General features: G+C 41.6%; 17 protein-coding genes and 6 tRNA genes. 15 read left to right on the top strand and 8 right to left on the bottom strand.

Annotated features, from left to right (window positions below):
* Window positions 1-4: 4 nt before the first annotated feature.
* Complete coding sequence (locus FTT77_RS10930; RefSeq protein ID WP_078191325.1) at window positions 5-880, bottom strand: metal-dependent hydrolase; 876 nt, start codon at window positions 878-880, stop codon at window positions 5-7.
* 145 nt (window positions 881-1,025) lie between these two features.
* Between FTT77_RS10930 and FTT77_RS10925 the strand changes: the two genes are divergently transcribed.
* On the top strand, window positions 1,026-2,054 hold the full coding sequence (locus FTT77_RS10925) for an AraC family transcriptional regulator (protein WP_180109268.1): 1,029 nt from the start codon (window positions 1,026-1,028) through the stop codon (window positions 2,052-2,054).
* 84 nt (window positions 2,055-2,138) lie between these two features.
* Here FTT77_RS10925 and FTT77_RS10920 read toward each other — a convergent pair whose 3' ends face one another.
* A complete protein-coding gene (locus tag FTT77_RS10920) occupies window positions 2,139-3,473 on the bottom strand; it encodes a Na+/H+ antiporter NhaC family protein (protein ID WP_180109269.1) in 1,335 nt (444 codons plus the stop codon).
* A 363-nt stretch (window positions 3,474-3,836) separates the two neighbouring features.
* Here FTT77_RS10920 and trpA point away from each other — a divergent pair, with 363 nt between their 5' ends.
* Genes trpA through FTT77_RS10900 form a run of 4 tightly spaced genes read left to right on the top strand, consistent with a single transcriptional unit; the run spans window position 3,837 to window position 7,787 of the window.
* Window positions 3,837-4,640 (top strand): tryptophan synthase subunit alpha, encoded by an 804-nt coding sequence (gene trpA, locus FTT77_RS10915; protein ID WP_180109270.1) that lies wholly within the window; start codon window positions 3,837-3,839, stop codon window positions 4,638-4,640.
* Window positions 4,637-5,533 (top strand): acetyl-CoA carboxylase, carboxyltransferase subunit beta, encoded by an 897-nt coding sequence (gene accD / locus FTT77_RS10910; RefSeq protein WP_180005414.1) that lies wholly within the window; start codon window positions 4,637-4,639, stop codon window positions 5,531-5,533. Before trpA ends, accD begins: the two co-directional genes overlap by 4 nt.
* A complete protein-coding gene (folC, locus tag FTT77_RS10905) occupies window positions 5,530-6,813 on the top strand; it encodes a bifunctional tetrahydrofolate synthase/dihydrofolate synthase (protein ID WP_180074283.1) in 1,284 nt (427 codons plus the stop codon). Before accD ends, folC begins: the two co-directional genes overlap by 4 nt.
* Window positions 6,810-7,787 (top strand): SPOR domain-containing protein, encoded by a 978-nt coding sequence (locus FTT77_RS10900; protein WP_078191218.1) that lies wholly within the window; start codon window positions 6,810-6,812, stop codon window positions 7,785-7,787. The genes folC and FTT77_RS10900 overlap by 4 nt, the downstream gene beginning before the upstream one ends.
* Window positions 7,788-7,807: 20 nt before the next feature.
* Here FTT77_RS10900 and FTT77_RS10895 read toward each other — a convergent pair whose 3' ends face one another.
* From FTT77_RS10895 to FTT77_RS10885, 3 genes are all read right to left on the bottom strand, one after another.
* Window positions 7,808-8,407 (bottom strand): dual specificity protein phosphatase family protein, encoded by a 600-nt coding sequence (locus FTT77_RS10895; RefSeq protein WP_180074286.1) that lies wholly within the window; start codon window positions 8,405-8,407, stop codon window positions 7,808-7,810.
* Window positions 8,397-9,224, bottom strand: a complete 828-nt coding sequence (locus FTT77_RS10890) for an MBL fold metallo-hydrolase (RefSeq protein WP_180074288.1) — start codon at window positions 9,222-9,224, stop codon at window positions 8,397-8,399. The genes FTT77_RS10895 and FTT77_RS10890 overlap by 11 nt, the downstream gene beginning before the upstream one ends.
* A 294-nt stretch (window positions 9,225-9,518) precedes the next feature.
* Entirely contained in the window at window positions 9,519-10,154 is a 636-nt protein-coding gene (locus FTT77_RS10885) for a peroxiredoxin (RefSeq protein ID WP_180109271.1), read from the bottom strand.
* Window positions 10,155-10,491: 337 nt separating this feature from the next.
* Here FTT77_RS10885 and secA point away from each other — a divergent pair, with 337 nt between their 5' ends.
* From secA to FTT77_RS10835, 10 genes are all read left to right on the top strand, one after another.
* Window positions 10,492-13,215 carry a preprotein translocase subunit SecA gene (secA, locus tag FTT77_RS10880; protein ID WP_180109272.1) on the top strand — a complete coding sequence of 908 codons (2,724 nt, stop codon included), beginning with the start codon at window positions 10,492-10,494 and terminating at the stop codon, window positions 13,213-13,215.
* A 144-nt stretch (window positions 13,216-13,359) separates the two neighbouring features.
* Window positions 13,360-13,716 carry a hypothetical protein gene (locus FTT77_RS10875; RefSeq protein WP_180035848.1) on the top strand — a complete coding sequence of 119 codons (357 nt, stop codon included), beginning with the start codon at window positions 13,360-13,362 and terminating at the stop codon, window positions 13,714-13,716.
* Between the two features lie 160 nt (window positions 13,717-13,876).
* Entirely contained in the window at window positions 13,877-15,097 is a 1,221-nt protein-coding gene (gene argJ / locus FTT77_RS10870; RefSeq protein WP_180049931.1) for a bifunctional glutamate N-acetyltransferase/amino-acid acetyltransferase ArgJ, read from the top strand.
* 153 nt (window positions 15,098-15,250) lie between these two features.
* A complete protein-coding gene (nadA, locus tag FTT77_RS10865) occupies window positions 15,251-16,318 on the top strand; it encodes a quinolinate synthase NadA (protein ID WP_180049929.1) in 1,068 nt (355 codons plus the stop codon).
* Between the two features lie 154 nt (window positions 16,319-16,472).
* Window positions 16,473-16,549, top strand: a tRNA-Pro gene (locus FTT77_RS10860).
* Window positions 16,550-16,594: 45 nt separating this feature from the next.
* A tRNA-Arg gene (locus tag FTT77_RS10855) sits at window positions 16,595-16,671 on the top strand.
* 44 nt (window positions 16,672-16,715) lie between these two features.
* Window positions 16,716-16,791 (top strand) — tRNA-His (locus tag FTT77_RS10850).
* 3 nt (window positions 16,792-16,794) lie between these two features.
* Window positions 16,795-16,871 (top strand) — tRNA-Pro (locus FTT77_RS10845).
* 105 nt (window positions 16,872-16,976) lie between these two features.
* A tRNA-His gene (locus tag FTT77_RS10840) sits at window positions 16,977-17,052 on the top strand.
* A 17-nt stretch (window positions 17,053-17,069) separates the two neighbouring features.
* Window positions 17,070-17,146 (top strand) — tRNA-Pro (locus FTT77_RS10835).
* Window positions 17,147-17,263: 117 nt separating this feature from the next.
* On the opposite strand, the gene FTT77_RS10830 is transcribed toward FTT77_RS10835, so the two are convergent.
* The 3 genes from FTT77_RS10830 to FTT77_RS10820 form a co-directional block, all read right to left on the bottom strand.
* On the bottom strand, window positions 17,264-17,743 hold the full coding sequence (locus FTT77_RS10830) for an OmpA family protein (protein WP_078191210.1): 480 nt from the start codon (window positions 17,741-17,743) through the stop codon (window positions 17,264-17,266).
* 8 nt (window positions 17,744-17,751) lie between these two features.
* On the bottom strand, window positions 17,752-18,969 hold the full coding sequence (locus FTT77_RS10825) for a diguanylate cyclase domain-containing protein (protein WP_180049927.1): 1,218 nt from the start codon (window positions 18,967-18,969) through the stop codon (window positions 17,752-17,754).
* A gap of 64 nt (window positions 18,970-19,033) precedes the next feature.
* Complete coding sequence (locus FTT77_RS10820; RefSeq protein ID WP_257224715.1) at window positions 19,034-19,465, bottom strand: YfiR family protein; 432 nt, start codon at window positions 19,463-19,465, stop codon at window positions 19,034-19,036.
* Between the last annotated feature and the right edge of the window lie 291 nt (window positions 19,466-19,756).

The following is a 19,756-nucleotide window of genomic DNA, read 5'->3' as shown; positions in this document are numbered from 1 at the left end:
ATTTTTATTTTGCAGCTTGCCAAAACACTTCTGCAGCTTGAATTGGATCATTGGTTTCTTCATAAGTTTTTAACCAAAGATCATAATTTTGCACAATGGGATGCTGACTCGGATGGAAGTCTTTTTTAAACCAATCTCGATATGGCTTGCTCATTCGGGTGAGGGTGCCATTTTTACCAAAGAACCACGGTAAGCCTTTCATATTTAATTTTAAACGTTCAGTGAAACTGAAGCCGTCATGTTTCAGCATCACATTGGCACGGTATAAGGTAAAGCCGAGCATCAATCCACTAGTCCAGACCAAAGTAAATTTCTTTAAATTTTCATCGACCTTAGCCACATCTTTCATCACATCAAAAGCTACATCGCGATGTTCCATTTCTTCTATCGCATGCCAAATAAATAATGCACGGACATAAGGATGCGCAGATTCTAGTACGGACTTTTGGCTACAAAAGGTTTCAGCCATCAGCGCAGTCAAGTGCTCGGCGGAAGCCGTCATGGCAATGTTGTATTCTGGTGAGCGCTTGCTCAGTTCAAATTTAAAAATTTTATTCAGACGTTTAATGAACGCATCGACAGGCATGCCTTGTTGTTTCATCAACATATTCATTTTGTCATGCGCCATACCGTGCTGCGCTTCTTGACGAATAAAGTCAGCGACACGTTGCTGTAAATCAGGGTCTTGAATTTGACTGCGGAACAGACGTACAGATTCAATAAAATAGCGCTCGCCATCAGGAAAGGTCAGGCTCAAGGCATCAAACATACGTGTTAAAAATGGGTCTCCGCCAAACCAATAGCGCGGAATTTCTTCCAACTTAAAATTTAGCTTTGTGCGAACAATGGGTTCGACTTGATATTTGACGATAGCATTCATGATATTTTTTCTGTGCGAGTCGTATTGATTGCAGTATGTCGGAGAAATTGCACTTTGTTTTGACAGATATTGCCAATTTTTATACATTTTACGCCATGATGAAAATATAAAATGTCAGAATTGGCAGGTCAGAAAGAGGGGCGAGATGGCTGAAATTCAGATCCCAAATGGTTATTTCCAACTGTGGAATATGGTCTTAATTGAGCGTGAATTAAACTATACACAGCTCGAATGGATTGCGCCGTATGCTGCGCAAATTCAGCATGTGCTGTCTTTGCCGATCGACTCTCAATCGCCGAATTCTTTTTTTAACAGCATCATGCAACTAACTCAGCAGCATCTGGATTGTCCGCAATTGGTCTTTGAAATGGCCAAGTATATTCGTGCGGAGCATTTTGGGGTGTTAGGTTATATGGCGACACTGAGTAATAGTGTTGCAGATGCTTTGCAATATGTGATGCGGTTTAGTCGTTTGGTGATTGATGGGGCGCAAATTGTGCCGATGAATATGAGCCATCAAGATCATCAAATTATACTTTCTTGGCCACAGCATGATGATGAATATGCTTTGGTGAATGAATTGACCATGGCCTGTATGGCACATTTGGCCAAGCAAATTTTTCCAGATTCTTTAAAGTTACTCCGCATTCATTTTGCCCATGCAGCGCGGATGGCTCGTTATCACTATGAAAAATTTTATGGCTGCCAAATGGAATTTTCGACCCTTAAATATTCATTTGTGATTCATGCAGACAGTTTGGATTTAAAGTCAGAACTTGCTGATCCGTCACTGATGCAATTGTTATTACGCCAAGCCGAAGAGGCGATCGCCGCTCGTCCGCAACATGCCGATCCAATTCAACAGATGCAACAATGCATCGCTGATCATCTCAAACGAAAACAGCAAGCCCCTAAAATAGAGTGGTTAGCAGAGGAGTTACATCTGTCAGTCAGAACCTTGCAACGACAGTTACAGGAGAAAGACACCTCGTTTAAACGGCTTTTGGAGCTTGAACGGATGAAACGCTGTGAATATCTACTTTCACAACAAACCCATTTGACAGATATCGCTTTACAGCTAGGTTATTCAGATCAGTCTGCTTTGGCACGTGCTTTTAAGGCATATAGCGGAGAGACATTATTAGCGCGAAAAAAAGCCTTGAGATTAGAATAAAACTTGCAGATTGCTCGTTAAGAAAAGCCTTTTAAACAACATTAAAAAAAGCGGTCAAACGACCGCTTTTCTTTAAAGCCAAGCTTATGCCGCAGCTTTTAATTTTGGATACCGAAGTAAAATGGCAAGGATGGCAAAGATTGCCAAGACCCAACAGTAATACACACTACCAATCAGTTCCACAGGCGAAAGTTTTGCGATCGAACAAGCCAGTAACAGCTGTGCACCATAAGGAATGAGACCTTGGACTACGCAAGAGAAAATATCCAAGAGCGCAGCAGCACGTTTAGGGTCTACACCATATTCTTTGGCGACTTCACGTGCCATGTCACCAGATAAAATAATTGCGACAGTGTTGTTTGCTACAAATAGGTTAGAGAAAATCACCAAGAAACTGATACCAATTTCACCTGCGCGTTCAGCACCAACTTTAAAGCAGCGTGTAATGCTGTAAATACGTTGAATCAGCCACTCTAAACCGCCTTCTTTTTGCATAATGGCAGAAATACCACCTAAGAAAATAGAAAGCAGGGCAACTTCAAACATGCCGGTAAAGCCCTCATAAATAGAATTATTTAAGCTTAAAAAATTAAATTCAGGTTGAATCACCAAACCAATCAAACCAGACAGTAAGACACCAATAGTCAGCACAGCAAGCACGTGCAAACGTGAAAAGGCCAAAATAAATACGGCTAAATACGGCAGGATTAGCCACGCATTATAAGCTTTGTGTTCAATCGCTTGTGAACCTTGACTCATAATTAAATAGATACAAATGCTAACGATCGATGCAGGAACAGCAATCCAAACATTGACTCTAAATTTATCGCGAAGCTGAACTTTTTGACTGTTCGTTGCAGCAATGGTGGTATCTGAAATCATCGACAGATTATCACCAAACATAGCACCGCCGACCACAGCACCAATGGCATACACCACTTCAATTTCGGTGACTTGAGTAAAACCAAAGGCAATTGGTGCACAGGCTGCAATAGTGCCCATGGAGGTTCCCATCGCTGTGGCAATAAAGGCCGCAATAATAAACAGCATGGGCAGCACGAACTCAGGCGCAATCATCGATAGTCCCAACTGCACTGTTGCATCGACACTACCGATGGCACTGCTGACACTGGCAAAAGCACCAGCGAGCATAAAGACCATGAACATTAAGATCAAATTCGGGTGGCTAGCACCTTTCATAAATGTATCAATCGCGTCATTTATCTTGCCGCGATAGAGCAAAATTGCCAATACAATTGCAGGAAGAGCAGCGACTGGGGCTTTCACTTGATAGAACGCAAACTCAGTTCCAATGATGGAATGGTAAATACCACTGCCCAAAAAAATGGTCAGAAAAACAATAAGCGGGAGCAGTGCAAATGCCCGAGCAGGCACTTTCACTTGTGAATCGGAGGACATAGGAGATAAAAAAATAAAAGTATGCGGCTAGTATAAAGCAGGTTTTGCAATTTAAGGAAAATTAAAATGTAAATGCTAAGCCTTTTATTTTTAACATTTTTTTGATGATAAAATTAAGTTAATCTAAAACCTTATAATTTTGCCAGATCCTAAAATTAGGCATCTTTGATCATTGTGAAAAAAACTGAAATATCGGTAAATGATGCTTTCGGGTTGTTCTGGAAAATTATGTTTGCATGAGAAATGCCGACTGAGGATTGTATACCCTGTTCAATGGGTAAAAAATAGCGTTACAATGCGATGTCTTGTATTTCGACAAAACCCACATCATAGTTTTGATTCATTCAAGGAAAGTATAACCCTATGTCACGTTTAGCCACTCGATTTGGAACGCTTAAATCTCAACAGCGTAAGGCCTTGGTTTCTTATGTTATGGCTGGTGACCCTCATCCACAAGTAACGGTACCTTTGTTACATCAAATGGTTGAGGCAGGTGTAGATGTGATCGAATTGGGTCTTCCATTTTCAGACCCAATGGCGGATGGTCCTGTTATTGCACTTGCTGCTGAGCGTGCGCTTGCTGGGGGAACCAATACTCTAGATGCCTTGAACATGGTGAAAGAGTTCCGTAAAAACGATTCACAAACACCCGTGGTACTGATGGGCTATTTAAACCCCGTTGAAGTAATCGGCTATGAAAAGTTTGTTGCCTATGCACATGAATGCGGTGTAGATGGCGTGCTCTTGGTGGACCTTCCACCAGAAGAAGCAAAAGATCTAGATGCAGTATTGAAAAAATACGACATGGATCAAATCTTCTTACTTGCGCCAACATCCACTGACGAACGTATTCAGCATGTAGTGAAACAAGCCAGTGGATTTATCTACTATGTTTCTTTGAAAGGTGTGACAGGTGCAGCGACTTTAGACGTTGCTGAAGCTGCGGCACGTATTCAAAAAATCAAATCGTATACTCAGGTACCTGTCGGCGTTGGCTTTGGTATTAGTGATGCAGCATCGGCGAAAGCCATGGGTGTGGCTGCAGATGCGGTGATTGTAGGTAGTGCTTTTGTTAAACAATTTGCAAACTTAGCGCCAGAACAAGCTGTAATCGAAACAGTGAATAAAGTGAAGGAGCTTCGAGCTGCGCTCGATGAGTTAGTATGAGTCAAGACGCAAAAACAGGCAAAATTCTGAGCGCATCTACGCCATGGACAGAGCGTGCGGTACCAGGTATTCATGTACCTGATGAACAGCAAGCATTAAAGGCGACATTTACTGAGCCGACGATTGAATGTCCTGAGTGTCATGCACTTGTGACTCGTACTGCAATGTCATTTAATGCCTACGTTTGTCCGCAGTGTGATGAACACTTGCGAATGAAAGCGCGTGATCGTTTGAACTGGTTCTTTGACCAAGTACAAAAAGAATTGGGTCAAGAATTTAAAGCCAAAGATCCACTTAAATTTGTAGATAGCAAAGCGTATCCAGACCGTATGTCTGAAGCGCAGAAGAAAACCGGTGAAACAGAAGCTTTAGTGGTGATGCAAGGAACGCTGAAAGGCATTCCAATGATTGCAACCGCATTTGAATTTGATTTCATGGGCGGTTCAATGGGCACTGTGGTTGGTGACCGTTTTGTTCAAGCGGCTGAACTTGCGATTAAAGCAAAACAACCGCTTATTTGCTTCGCTGCCTCTGGCGGTGCACGTATGCAAGAAGGCATGTTGTCACTCATGCAAATGGCGCGTACTTCTGCTGCCATCCAAAAAATGAAAGATGCTGGCTTGCCTTATCTAGTGGTGCTGACACATCCAGTCTATGGTGGTGTGACTGCATCATTGGCAATGCTCGGTGATGTTCACTTGGCTGAACCGAAAGCCATGATTGGTTTTGCTGGTAAGCGTGTGATTGAGCAAACTGTACGTGAAAAATTGGAAGAACCGTTCCAACGTGCAGAATACTTGCTTGATCATGGTGTAGTCGATCAAATTGTCCACCGTCATGCATTACGTGATACAGTTTATCGTATTGTAGCGAAATTGATGAACTTGCCTTGAACACAGCACCACTTGCAACTGATTCTTTAAACACATGGCTCGATTATTGGAGCCATGTTCATGTTACGGGTATTGATTTAGGACTGGAGCGGGTAATTCCTGTTGCGGAACGACTAGGTGTAACCCAGCCTGATGCGAAAGTGCTGACGGTCGCGGGAACAAACGGTAAAGGTTCAACCACGACCACTTTGGCTGCAATTTTAAATGCCCAAGGGTATAACGTGGGGCTCTACCAATCACCGCATATCTATCGATTCAATGAACGTGTAAAGCTTCAAGGTGTTGAAGTGGCTGACAAAACCCTGATTGATGCTTTTGTAGCTGTTGATCAGGCGCGTCGTGAATGTGAATTAAGTTTATCTTTTTTTGAAGCGACCACTTTGGCCGCTTTTGTTATTTTTAAACAGCAACATTGCGATGTATGGGTACTTGAAGTAGGTCTCGGTGGTCGACTTGATGTGGTCAATGTCGTCGATCCAGATGTTGCAGTGATTACCAATATTGGTTTAGACCATACCGATTGGTTGGGCGACACCATTGAAAAAATTGCTTTTGAGAAAGCAGGAATTATTCGTCCAAATATTCCCGTAATTTTTGGTGGGCAGCAAGTTTTGCCTGAAGCCATTCGTCAAAAAGCAGAAGATTGCCAAGCCGCTTTACATGTACTCAATCGTGATTATTTTTATCAGTACAGTGATGACGGACAATCTTGGATGTTTGCTTCATCAGGTACAACTTTAAAACTACCCGTGGGTTCTTTGGCGCTCGAAAATATCTCTACGGCTGTAGCGGCAATCTTGGCCAGTGGTTTGGTGGTCTCTCAGCAGTCGATCGCTCAGGGGATTATCAATGCCAAGTTACAAGGTCGTTTTGAAGTTAGAGAAATTGCAGGAAAAACGGTGATTTTCGATGCGGGACATAACCCGCATGGTGTTGAATTTTTGTTAAAGCAATTGCGAAATTTCCTCCAGTACAATAAACAATACACAGAAGTGATCAGCGTTTTCTCCATGCTGACTGATAAAGACATAAATTCTGTCGTTAACTTATTGAAAGATACGGTAAGAATGTGGAAAATTGCACAATTAAATGTGCCACGTGCGGCATCTATCACACAATTGGATAGCGCACTGCAGCATCAAGTCGTAGAACATTATGACAATGTGCAATTAGCTTTTAAGTCCGCGCTGGAAGAAACAAAGAATAATCAGCTGATTCTGGTATGTGGTTCATTTCATACCTTAGAAGCGGTATGGGAGTATCTGGAAGAATGTCAATGAATAACAAACAACGCTGGATGGGTGGTGTTGTTTTATTAGGTGGTGGTGTACTGCTGGCCGCACTTTTACTTAAAGGCAAAGAAGAAATACATCAAAATCAAAGCCAAACCCCTGAAATGGCTCAAGTTGAGCAACAAGGTCAGGGTGCGGGTAAAATGTCATCATTGACTGTTGATGTTGAAACTGAAAAGCGTTTGCTCGAAGAACAACGACGTACCCGTGAAAAATCGGTTGCGGAGCAAGAAGCACGTGCAGCAGAATTTTTAGCGATGCAACAACAAGCGGAGGCTGATGCAGCACGTAAAGCAGCAGAAGAATATGCGGCTTTAAACGCACATCGTTCAGCTCAACAAAGTTCGGATAATATTCCTCCCGAATTGGTTGAAGATGAAAAAGCAAAGCAAAAGCGTTTAGCTGAGGATAAGTTGGCGGCTCAAAAAAAGTTAGAGACTCAGTCGGCGCAGCAAAAGGCTGATCAGGCACGTATCGCAGCAGATAAACAAAAAGCCGAAGCAAAACGTAAAGCGGATGCTCAAAAAGAAGCTGAACGTAAAGCACATGCTGAAGCTGAGAAAAAAGCAGCAGATAAGAAAGCAGCCGAAGCGAAGCAACAAGCTGAAGAAAAGCGTAAAGCCGAAGAAAAACATAAGGCAGAAGAAAAGCGTAAAGCAGAAGCCAAGAAAAAAGCTGAAGCTGAAAAAGCACGTGATCTGTTGGAAAATGGCGATAAGCAATGGATGGTGCAAGTTGCACTGGCTGCTAATGAAGCCAATGCAGATGCTGTTGCTGCAAAATTACGTGCAAAAGGCTATAAAGTGACGAAGAGTCCTACATCTAAAGGCATTCGTATTATGGTCGGCCCTTCGAAGGACCGTGATGCTGCGGACGCAACACGTAAAAAGATCAATTCAGATGCAAGTTTGAATATGAAATCGGCGTGGGTGATTGATTGGGTACCACTCGATAAACGCTAAGTTTATTTGAGGAATGACCTTTAATAAGATGGATTCAGTAGTTGCTGCTGAATCCATTTTACATTTTCAGGGCTGAATAATCGGTCGATATTTTTCCAAATAGGGTGGAAGCCATAACCACCTTGTTTCATTTCACGTTTTGCTTCCTCAATGGACCAATGCTGAAAAATAATACGGTACATGGCCACACTCGCTCCTGTACGGTCTGAGCCGTGGTAGCAATGGATTAATACTTTTTGCTGCTGTTGTTCAGCTTCTTTTATGGTTTTCATCACCGCCAGTAAATCTTCACGATCGATTTGCCACGTGTGTATCGGAATATGTGCAAATTTAATCTTTTGTGTATCAATAGTATTTTTTAAGCGTTCTGGGTTATGGTGCCGTGAACGTAAATTTATGATCACATCGATGTGCTGTTCTCGTAGAACAGGGGCGAGATCTGCATCAGGTTGTTCACTGCGAAATACTGTTGGGCTGATTTGATAAAAATTATGCTGTTGATGAACGACTTTGCCCCAATGCTGAGGACGTTCATTTAACGGTAATGGATTTGATGTCATGCAACCCGTGAAGCTGAAGCTAACACTGAGTAGGATCATTGGTAGGATTTTAGCGGTCATAGCTTGTATTCTGATAGCGAGCGAATTCGAATGGGTCATGTGCACAGATGAGATCGATGTCCGGATGCTGCGCTAACTGCTGAATCTTATGAAGTGTGTGCAGTCGCTGTGTATTGTCGGTGGCAAATAAACGTTCAAGCTGATTTAAGGCCCGCGAATGAAAATTTGGATTTAATTGATGATGTGAGTAATAAGCATCGCCACAATATAACAACCAGCGATGGTTATTTTTTATTGCAATACCGGCATGACCCGCGGTATGTCCCAAAAGCGGGAGCATTAAAATGTCATCTTGAAAAATAGATAGACCGGCAGTGTGCTCTAAGTTAAACCATGCTTGCGTCCCGATGCTTTCGATAAAATTCCAATAACGATGCAGTTGGAATTGCTGTGGTCGATAGCGCAGTCGTGATTTTAAGCTATGAAGGTTTTGAGTGGCATTATATTCACTGGCTAAGACATGCACGGTCGCCTGCGGAAAATCAGAGATCCCGCCAGCATGATCAAAATCTAAGTGTGACAACAAAATGTGTTGAACATCTTGAGCCTTAAAGCCTAATTTTTGAATTTGATGAGTCGCACTCAGTTGCGGATTAAATTTGATCTGCGCTGTGCGTGAAATAAACCGACCTAAACGATTTTGTGGATGTAAATAATCTTGTAAGCCCAGTCCTGTATCGACTAAGACGAGCCCTTTATCGGTTTCAATGAGCAGGCAATGACAGACCAAATGTGCGCGAAAGCCTTTCTGTCCAAATAAAGGGGCACACGTTGGACAAAAACTACCACAATGTAAATGATGAATTTGATGAATCACGGTTTGTTATTTTCAAGTTTTTATTAGTTATAACGGAATTGTGATGTTTAACCAATCTAATCCCTGAGAGGAATTTGTAATCAAAAAAAGCTCATCCGGAGATGAGCAGGTTGGAGAATGCCAGAACGGGCTCGTCATTCGTTCTGAAGGGGGAAAACTATATTAACTATGGTTATGATACTTAGTTTGCTTAGGTGCTGCGCTTAAAAATAGTTAAATTTGTACCTTCGCTTTGGTCACTCACAGCAGAGCTTCTTATCTTGCGCTCGGACAACGTAATGCTCCGTTTTATCCTCACTTAGGTTGAGGCGTTAAACGAAGGTAAGGCGTAACTGCGTTATATCCTTGAGGAAAGCGTTGTTTGATTTCCTCTTCATCTTTTAATGACGGCACAATCACAACATCTTCACCTTGTTGCCAGTTGGCCGGTGTTGCAACTTTATGGTTGTCTGTCAGTTGCAAAGAGTCAATGACACGTAAAATTTCATGGAAGTTACGCCCTGTAGATGCAGGATAAGTAATGATTAAACGGACTTTTTTATTTGGATCGATGATCACCAAAGAGCGAACAGTTAATGTTTCGCTGGCATTGGGGTGAATGAAATCATAAAGGGTGGACACTTTACTGTCTTTGTCTGCAATGATCGGGAAGTTGACCGTGGTATTTTGAGTATTATTAATGTCGTTAATCCAACCATGATGCGACTCAACATCATCAACAGACAGGGCAATGGCCTTGACACCACGTTTGCTAAATTCATCTTTTAGTTTTGCGGTAAATCCAAGTTCTGTGGTGCAGACTGGGGTGTAATCGGCAGGATGCGAAAATAAAATGCCCCAACTGTCACCTAAAAAGTCATAAAAATGAATGCTGCCTTCGCTTGAGTCTTGAGTAAAGTCTGGTGCAGTATCACCTAAACGAATCGTCATGGAATATCCCCGTATTTATTGAATTTGTTTAACTTGAAAATAAATATGAAGGATTTTTTTTATGATTAAAAATAGTGTTTTTTCATTTCTTTATGAATATATTTCATATAAAACAGTTTTATTGGGGGATAAATGCGAAATATCTCACGACAGAGTCACTATGTTGTCTGCAGAAAATTTGTTACATTAGCTTGCCTTAAGTCTCCGGGGCTAGAACCCGAGCGCAGAATATTTAAGGGGATTTTTGTGCAAAACCCTTGTACTTCGAATTTCTAGCACCATAATAACGACTAAGAAAATATATTCATTTGACAAGCAAGATTTAGAGAGTCTATTCATGTTGGCAAGTCTGATCGGAGGAATCTTCGGTACCAAAAATGAGCGCGAACTCAAACGCATGCGTAAAATCGTAGAGAAGATTAATGCGCTCGAGCCGACGATATCTGTTCTAAGCGATGCAGACTTATCTGCAAAAACTGAAGAATTCAAAGAACGTTATAAAAAAGGCGACAGCCTTGATAAATTATTACCTGAAGCGTTTGCTGTTTGTCGTGAAGCTGCAAAGCGTGTCATGGGCATGCGTCATTATGATGTACAGCTGATTGGTGGTATTACTTTACATGAAGGTAAGATCGCAGAGATGCGTACCGGTGAAGGTAAAACCCTCATGGGAACGCTTGCTTGTTACCTCAATGCGATCAGTGGTGAAGGTGTTCACGTGATTACGGTGAACGACTATCTCGCACAGCGTGATGCTGAGTTAAACCGTCCATTATTCGAATTTTTAGGTTTAAGCATTGGGATTATTTACTCAATGCAAGACCCAACTGAAAAAGCTCAAGCGTATCGTGCTGACATTACTTACGGTACCAACAACGAATTCGGTTTCGATTACTTGCGTGACAACATGGTGTTTTCTGCTGCTGAGAAAAAACAGCGCAGCTTAGCCTATGCCATTATCGATGAGGTCGATTCGATCCTGATTGATGAAGCGCGTACACCTTTGATCATTTCTGGTCAATCAGAAGACTCATCTCAGTTGTATGCTGCAATTAACAGCATTCCACCAAAACTTCATGCACAAAAAGAAGAGAAGGTACCAGATGGTGGTCACTTCTGGATTGACGAAAAACAGCGCTCTGTAGAAATGACCGAAGTCGGTTATGAAACTGTTGAAGCTGAATTGATTCAAATGGGCTTGCTTGCTGAAGGTGAAAGTTTATATTCATCTGCTAATTTAAACTTGGTACACCATGTTTCTGCGGCCATTCGTGCGCATTACCTATATCAACGCAACGTGCATTACATCATCCACGAAGGTGAAGTGATCATTGTGGATGAAAACACTGGTCGTACTATGCCGGGTCGCCGTTGGTCAGAAGGTTTGCATCAAGCAGTGGAAGCAAAAGAAGGTTTGGAAATTCAACCTGAAAACCAAACTTTAGCAACGACTACATTCCAGAACTATTTCCGTCTATACAAAAAATTATCAGGGATGACGGGTACTGCAGATACTGAAGCTGCAGAGATGAAAGAAATTTATGGCTTGGATGTTGTACTGATTCCAACCCATCGCCCGATGATTCGTAATGACCAAAACGATTTAATTTATTTAAATCGTGAAGGTAAATACAACGCCATCATTCAAGAAATTCAACGTGTTCATGAAGCGGGTGTTGCACCGATCCTGATTGGTACAGCAACCATTGAAGCCTCTGAAATTTTATCAGATAAGCTGAAAGAAGCTGGTATTCAACATGAAGTACTCAATGCGAAACAACATGAGCGTGAAGCAGATATTATTGCGCAAGCGGGTTCACCTCGTGCAGTAACCATTGCGACTAACATGGCTGGTCGTGGTACTGATATTCTGTTAGGTGGTAACTGGAAAGCGTTGCTGGCGAAGATTGAAGAGCCGACTGAAGCAGATGAAGCACGTTTGAAAGCAGAGTGGGAACAAAATCATGAAATGGTGCTGAACTCTGGTGGTTTACACATCATTGGTTCAGAACGTCATGAATCTCGTCGTATCGATAACCAGTTACGTGGTCGTGCGGGCCGTCAAGGTGACCCAGGTGTATCACGTTTCTACTTGTCGCTTGAAGATGACTTGATGCGTATCTTCGCGGGTGATCGCGTAGTTGCAATGATGCGTGCCATGGGTCTGAAAGAAGATGAAGCCATTGAGCATAAAATGGTGTCACGCTCGATTGAAAATGCACAACGTAAAGTTGAAGCACGTAACTTCGATATTCGTAAAAATTTATTGAAATACGATGACGTAAACAACGAACAACGTAAGATTATTTACTCGCAACGTGATGAAATTCTTGTTGAACCGTCTTTACAAGATTACATCGAAACGATGATTCAGGATGTGACTAAAGGCATGATCGAAATATATATTCCACCTGAGTCTATTCACGATCAGTGGGATATAGAAGGTCTTGAAAAGGCGCTACGTGAAGATCTATCGATTGAACTACCAATTTCGCAGTGGTTAGAGCAAGATCGTCGTTTGGATGAAGAAGCTTTGGTTGAACGTATTACTGATGAAGTTCTTCAGCACTACCGTTCACGTCGTACGCAAATGGGTGACGAAACGGCTGCAATGCTCGAACGTCACTTTATGTTGAATTCATTGGACCGCCATTGGAAAGAGCATTTGGCAGCAATGGATTACTTACGTCAGGGGATTCATTTACGTGGTTATGCGCAGAAAAATCCTGAGCAAGAATACAAAAAAGAAGCCTTTAACTTATTTGTAAACATGCTTGCTGTGATTAAGTCAGATGTCGTGACAGATTTATCTCGTATTCATGTGCCTACAGCTGAAGAACTTGCAGAAATGGAAGCTCAAAAACAGGCTCAAGCTGAATCAATGAATCTTCAATTGTCACACAACGACTTTGATAATTTGTTGGCTGAAGCCAATGGTAATGATGTTATCGATGCGCAATACACACCTGCAGAGCAAGTGATTGTTCCGCCAGAAAGTCGTAACTCACCTTGCCCATGTGGTTCAGGTCTAAAATATAAACAATGTCACGGTAAAATCTAAACAGCATTATTTAATTTCAAATAAATCAGAGCCTTCGCGCTCTGATTTTTTATTTACACTACTGATCTGACCTGAATAGTATTTGCAGTTCAGTAGATTAAATGTTATTTAGTTTCTATCAATAACCGTAAGACGGAAAAGACAATGAAAAAAGTACTAAAACCGTTCATGATTGCTGCTTTGGCTTTGCCAACTTTTGCCTTTGCAAACGCTCCTCAGACGACTTCTTTAGAGAAAGTTCAACAAGCAGTTGGTCCAACAACAACTCAAGTACAGATTGGTACTGACGGTCAAGTGACTGTAGCAAGCCCGCGTACGGGTATTCGTTATACCTTTGCCAATCCAAATCGTCCAATCGTATTGCAAACTGCAAAAATTGCAGCAGCCAATGCGGCGAATGCTGACCGTATTGTGGCTGAAAACCCAGCCCTTTCTGCTGCGAGTCAACAAAAAGCGAAACAAGTGCTTCTTGATGAAGCAACTCAGCTTGCGCGGAACTAATTTACGACGAACATCGATAAAGACCAGTCGAAAGACTGGTTTTTTTATGTGCAAAAGAAATCCACAATAAAATTACAGCAAAACCGTGCTTCTGCTCGATTTTTTATAGATTTTGCACTAAGCTGTATTTTTTATAACTCATATAGTTGGACGTTGAAAAATGGCAGTTGGTGACGTATCTATGCCACAGATGCATGTGGTGAAAGGTGTAAAAATCGGTTCGGCTGAAGCGTATGTGCGCTATCAGAACCGACGTGACCTTGTCATTTTTGAATTTGCTGAAGGTTCTAATGTCGCAGGCGTTTTTACTCAAAATGCATTTTGTGCAGCGCCGGTTCATATTTCGAAAGCGCACTTATTAGCAGGTAATCCACGTTATTTGGTGATTAACACCGGAAATGCCAATGCAGGTACTGGCAAAATCGGCATGGCAAATGCTGAAGCGACATGTGTGAAACTGGCAGAACTGGCTGGTGTTCAAAATACAGAAGTCCTTCCTTTTTCAACGGGTGTAATTGGCGAGCAATTACCTATTGATCGTTTGGTTCAAGGCTTGCAACCGGCATTAGACAGTTTGCAAGAAGACGCTTGGTTGGAAGCGGCAACGGGCATTATGACCACAGATACCACACCTAAAGGTGCATCTGAACAATTTGAGTTAGATGGCGTCCTGTATACCATGACAGGTATTTCTAAAGGCGCAGGCATGATTCGTCCAAATATGGCGACCATGTTGAGTTATGTGGCGACTGATGCACCCATTAGCCGTGAGCTGGTGCAACAGCTTTTGAAAACTACAGTTAACCTGTCGTTTAACCGTATTACGGTGGATGGTGATACCTCAACGAATGACTCATGTATTTTGATTGCAACGGGCCAAGCTGGTGGCGTAGAAATTACTTCAGAATCAGATTCACGTTATGCTGCTGTTTTAGACGTGTTAACACGTGTAATGAAACGTCTTGCACAGCTCATTGTCCGTGATGGTGAAGGTGCGACGAAGTTTATTACTGTGGCGGTAGAAGGCGGCGCAGATACTCAAGAATGTTGTGATATTGCTTATAGCATTGCACATTCACCGTTGGTTAAAACTGCAATCTTCGCATCAGATCCAAACTGGGGCCGTATTTTGGCAGCGATTGGTTATGCAGGTGTGCCAAACTTAGATGTTGAAAAAATTCAGGTCTGGTTAGGTGATGTTCAAATCTGTAAAGACGGTGGTGCCGCAGCAGATTATACCGAAGCAGCAGGGGCTGCAGAGATGGAGAAATCTGAGATCACGATCCGTGTAGATTTAGGACGTGGCAGTGCGCGAGATACTGTGTATACCTGTGATCTGTCGTATGACTATGTCAAGATTAACGCAGATTACCGTTCATAAGATATTTGATGTTTTTGAAAAGCCTCCGTTGTGAGGCTTTTTTATAAGTGGAACTTTTTAATGACCGGTAAAAAATAGCCAAGTGCCATATTTATGGGTCAGTTGTGAAGCACCTGTGTAGTAGCAGGCATTAAGGATAGAGAAGACGTTGTGATGAATAATGCAAACAACTTAATTGCAAATGAAGCAAAATCAATTGTACAAGCGCATTTGGATCGTTTGGGTGATGTTAAAGAGCATCACTTAACGGAAGCTGCAAAGCTTGAAAAGTTTGAATTAATTAAAGCGGAACTCAAAAAGCGTAACGCTGTCCTTGTTGCACACTATTACTGCGATCCTGAAGTGCAGGAACTAGCAGAACTGACCGGTGGATGCGTTTCGGATTCACTTGAAATGGCACGTTTTGGTCGGGATCATGAAGCAACGACGTTGGTAGTTGCAGGGGTGAAATTCATGGGGGAGACCTCGAAGATTTTATCTCCTGAAAAAACCGTACTGATGCCAACCCTAGAAGCAACATGCTCACTTGATTTGGGCTGTCCGGTCGATGAATTTACCAAATTTTGCGATGCACATCCGGACCATACGGTTGTGGTATATGCCAATACCTCGGCGGCAGTGAAAGCGCGTGCAGATTGGGTGGTAACCTCGAGCTGTGCTGTTGAAATTGTTGAGCATTTAGATAGTTTAGGTGAAAAAATTATTTGGGCACCCGATCAGCATCTCGGTCGTTATATTCAAAAGAAAACTGGTGCAGACATGTTGCTATGGGATGGGGCATGTATTGTTCATGAAGAATTCCGTGCGCGTGGTATTGCCAATATGAAAGCGCTGTATCCAGATGCAGCAGTTTTGGTACATCCGGAATCACCTGAATCTGTAGTGGATATTGCAGATGCCGTCGGTAGCACTTCACAATTGATCAAGGCTGCACAAAGCTTGCCACACGAACGTTTAATCGTGGCAACAGATCGCGGTATTTTTTATAAAATGCAGCAAGCTGTACCGAATAAAATTCTCATCGAAGCGCCGACGGCAGGTGAGGGAGCGACATGTCGTTCATGTGCGCATTGCCCTTGGATGGCGATGAATGAATTGGATGGCATTCTGGAAGTTTTACAAAAAGGTGATCAGGAAATTTTTGTAGATCCGGCATTGGCTGAGCGTGCTAAATTGCCTTTAGATCGGATGTTGAATTTCAGTGCCAGTTTAAAACGTTAATTTTTGCTTGAAAAATGATTAAAGTGCTTGATAAATAATCGCTTGAAATGATTTTTTATGTTTTTTTGAAGATAGGTGTTGACGTTAATCAACGTCACGCCTAGAATGCACACCGTACCGCATGATATGCGATACAGCGAAAGCTGAGATGAAACGGAGCATAGCACAGCCTGGTAGTGCACCTGGTTTGGGACCAGGGGGTCGTAGGTTCGAATCCTACTGCTCCGACCAATTTCTCAAGGCAAAAATCGCGTGATAGTCTATGTCATCGGTAATGCGCCTGTAGCTCAGTTGGATAGAGCATCCGCCTTCTAAGCGGATGGTCACAGGTTCGAATCCTGTCAGGCGCGCCATTTTAATGGTGTTCTGATACTAGAATCTGAAACTTGTTGTGATGGTGGATGTAGCTCAGTTGGTAGAGCCCCGGATTGTGATTCCGGTTGTCGTGGGTTCGAATCCCATCATTCACCCCAATTCGGAGCATAGCACAGCCTGGTAGTGCACCTGGTTTGGGACCAGGGGGTCGTAGGTTCGAATCCTACTGCTCCGACCATTTTCTTAAAGAAAACGGTCGATAAAAGATACCGCATACAGCGGTTTTTTTATGCCTGTAATTTAAAATGCGTTATATTGGTTATTCACAAGCAAGAACATGATGGTGGATGTAGCTCAGTTGGTAGAGCCCCGGATTGTGATTCCGGTTGTCGTGGGTTCGAATCCCATCATTCACCCCAATTTTTAAAGTTGAAAGCGGAGCATAGCACAGCCTGGTAGTGCACCTGGTTTGGGACCAGGGGGTCGTAGGTTCGAATCCTACTGCTCCGACCATTTATCTCAAAAGCAATACTGTAAAAAAAGATGCCGCATTTAGCGGTTTTTTTATGCCTAAAATTTATAAACACAATAAAAAAGCCACCTTATGGTGGCTTTTTTATATTTCACTATTTAGGGAATGATCGTGACATTTACACGACGGTTTATGGCACGATTTGTTTCGGTGTCATTAGAGACCATCGGCTGTTCAGCCCCACGGCCAATAATTTGAATATTTGAACTGTTATAACCTTGCTTTAAAAAGACGTTTGCGACGCTTTGCGCACGTTTTTCTGACAGTTGTTGGTTGTAATTGGCTTGTCCAACATTATCCGTATGACCAATAAACTTAATTTTGTTTAGGTCATATTTAATCAGTTGAGTGGCAAGTGTATTTAACTTGCCTTGTTGGTGGGGTTGAATTTGATAATCATCAAAGCCAAATAAAAGTCGTTCTGGTAGGGCAAGTGTCCAACCATCATTGGTCAAGACAAAACCTTCTTTTTTAAGCATGCGTGCTTGTTTGTAGCTTAAGTTACCTAAACTCATGCAGGCTGTCATAGTGGCCGTGAATGCAAGTATAAATAAAACTTTAAATGCGTTCTTTAACATAACAAATCCTATGAGTTGGGGCGTTGTGGTGCAATGCACCAATGATTATTCGAAAGTTTAGCATCATACATAGCGCGATCCGCATCTGCGATTAGATCTTCTGGCGATTTCGCATTTTGGATCAGTGCCACACCAATATTAGCTTGTAATGCAATATTATGTTGCTCATAAACAAATGTGGAACCATAGCATTCATGTATTTTGTGACAAAAGACTTCGAGTTCTGTCAGGAAATTTAAACGATTGATAATAATTGCAAATTCATCACCACCGAGTCGCGCAACGAAAGCATCATCTGGCAGTGCTTGTTTTAAACAATGTGATGAGGCGCGCAGTACTGCATCCCCAGCTAAGTGACCATATTGGTCATTCACATGTTTAAAGTTTTCAATATCGACAAAGAACACGGCAGCGTTCGCTTGTAAGTCAAATAGCTCAAACAGCTTTTCATAAAAATAATTGCGATTTGGTAATTGGGTTAATGCATCATGACGTGCTAGATGAATTAGCTTGTCATTTTCTGAAATTAAGTTTTTATTTGACTGATCAATTTCACTAAGTAAACCATTAAAGGCGGTGCTGAGTGCGTGTAATTCTTGAATATCAGAGTTTGAAACCCGCATTTTATAATCTTTCTTAATACTAATGGTTTGAGCTGATTCAACAATAGAGCGAACGGATTGCATTAAGTATTGATAAACAGAGTTCACCGACCAAAACACAGTAGCCAATAAAAGAATAAAACCTAAAAATAAACCCAGCAAAATTTTATGGAAGAAACTAACTAAATCTGACGAGTTTCCATATACGACCAGTTCGCCATAACTTTTCTGATCATGATGAATATCTAAACGAATCGGTTGGCTAAAAAAGAAATAATCTAAAATCGCTTGGCTAGAAAATGTTGAAATTTCTTGTTGCTCAGCATGAGCAAGCGACGCATTTTGAAGGTTGGTAATTTCTATCGATCGAATGGGATACAGTTGAGTGTATTCATTTAAAATTTGACGCATCGTTGTTTGGTCATTAAACACCACAGCCGGTTGAACACGTTCGTTAATCGCATTTGATAAAATCGTTAAGCTGTTTTTTGCATAGGTATGCATGGTATAGGTGGAAATCACCAAAAAAATCGCAGAACAAATCGTAAATGTTAAAGCAAAGATGGTGAGCTGCGAACGCGTAAATAATTGGTGTAATGTAATTGGGTTATAGAGTTGTTTCATTCAGCTGACTCCGATGACTTCGCCAGTAATAAAACGCGTGGATCAATATGTATTTGTGACTGCGTTAGACTTTCCATATTAATTTTAAACGAATAACTCTGATTTTTTTATACAAACAGAATGCACTGCCGGACTCACACTCACTATTGTTACTGCTTAGAGAGAGGGCGGGGAAATTGACATGGCTGTTTAAAATGTTTTGTTCTTCTTTTGCTGTTAGGTTGGAAAAAAATAAAACTTGGCAATGACTGGATTTGATGTCATTCACATTGATGGCTGTAATTTTATAAGTGCTGTGGGTTGGCGCAAGTTTTTTAAAATCATTGACTAAACTTGAATTATTAATCACGCAAAATTTGGGTGAAGTGGTTTCCCACTTGGCATAACTCAAAATAGAGAAAGTGGTTGTGAAAATATTTGCTGTGGGAGCTGCATATAATAAGGGTGAAATGGAGCACGCCATTATTAAATAGGCAGTTTTTTTTAAAACAACCATACGAAATCAAAAATGTCTTAAATTAAATGGAATGAAAATTGGGTGCATATACGTTTTATTATGTGAAATAGGGCGTATATAGCCCAATAATAATACAAAAGAATGTTTATGTGTTTAAAAAAGCGACATGCGTAAAATAAATCATAAAAAGGGTGTTGCAACGAATGTGAAATGCTGTAGAATGCACATCCATCGGCGGTGATGAAGATTAAAACTTCTGATAAAACAATGACTTGGTTGAATTGATTAAGTTAGGTTTTAGAAAGAAAGTTTAAAAATAATTTGAATTAC

The sequence above is a fragment of the Acinetobacter sp. YH01010 genome (assembly GCF_013420775.1).
Lineage (GTDB): Bacteria > Pseudomonadota > Gammaproteobacteria > Pseudomonadales > Moraxellaceae > Acinetobacter > Acinetobacter amyesii.
Note: the sequence above shows the minus strand (reverse complement) of the source record. Positions and strands in the feature narration are given on the sequence as shown.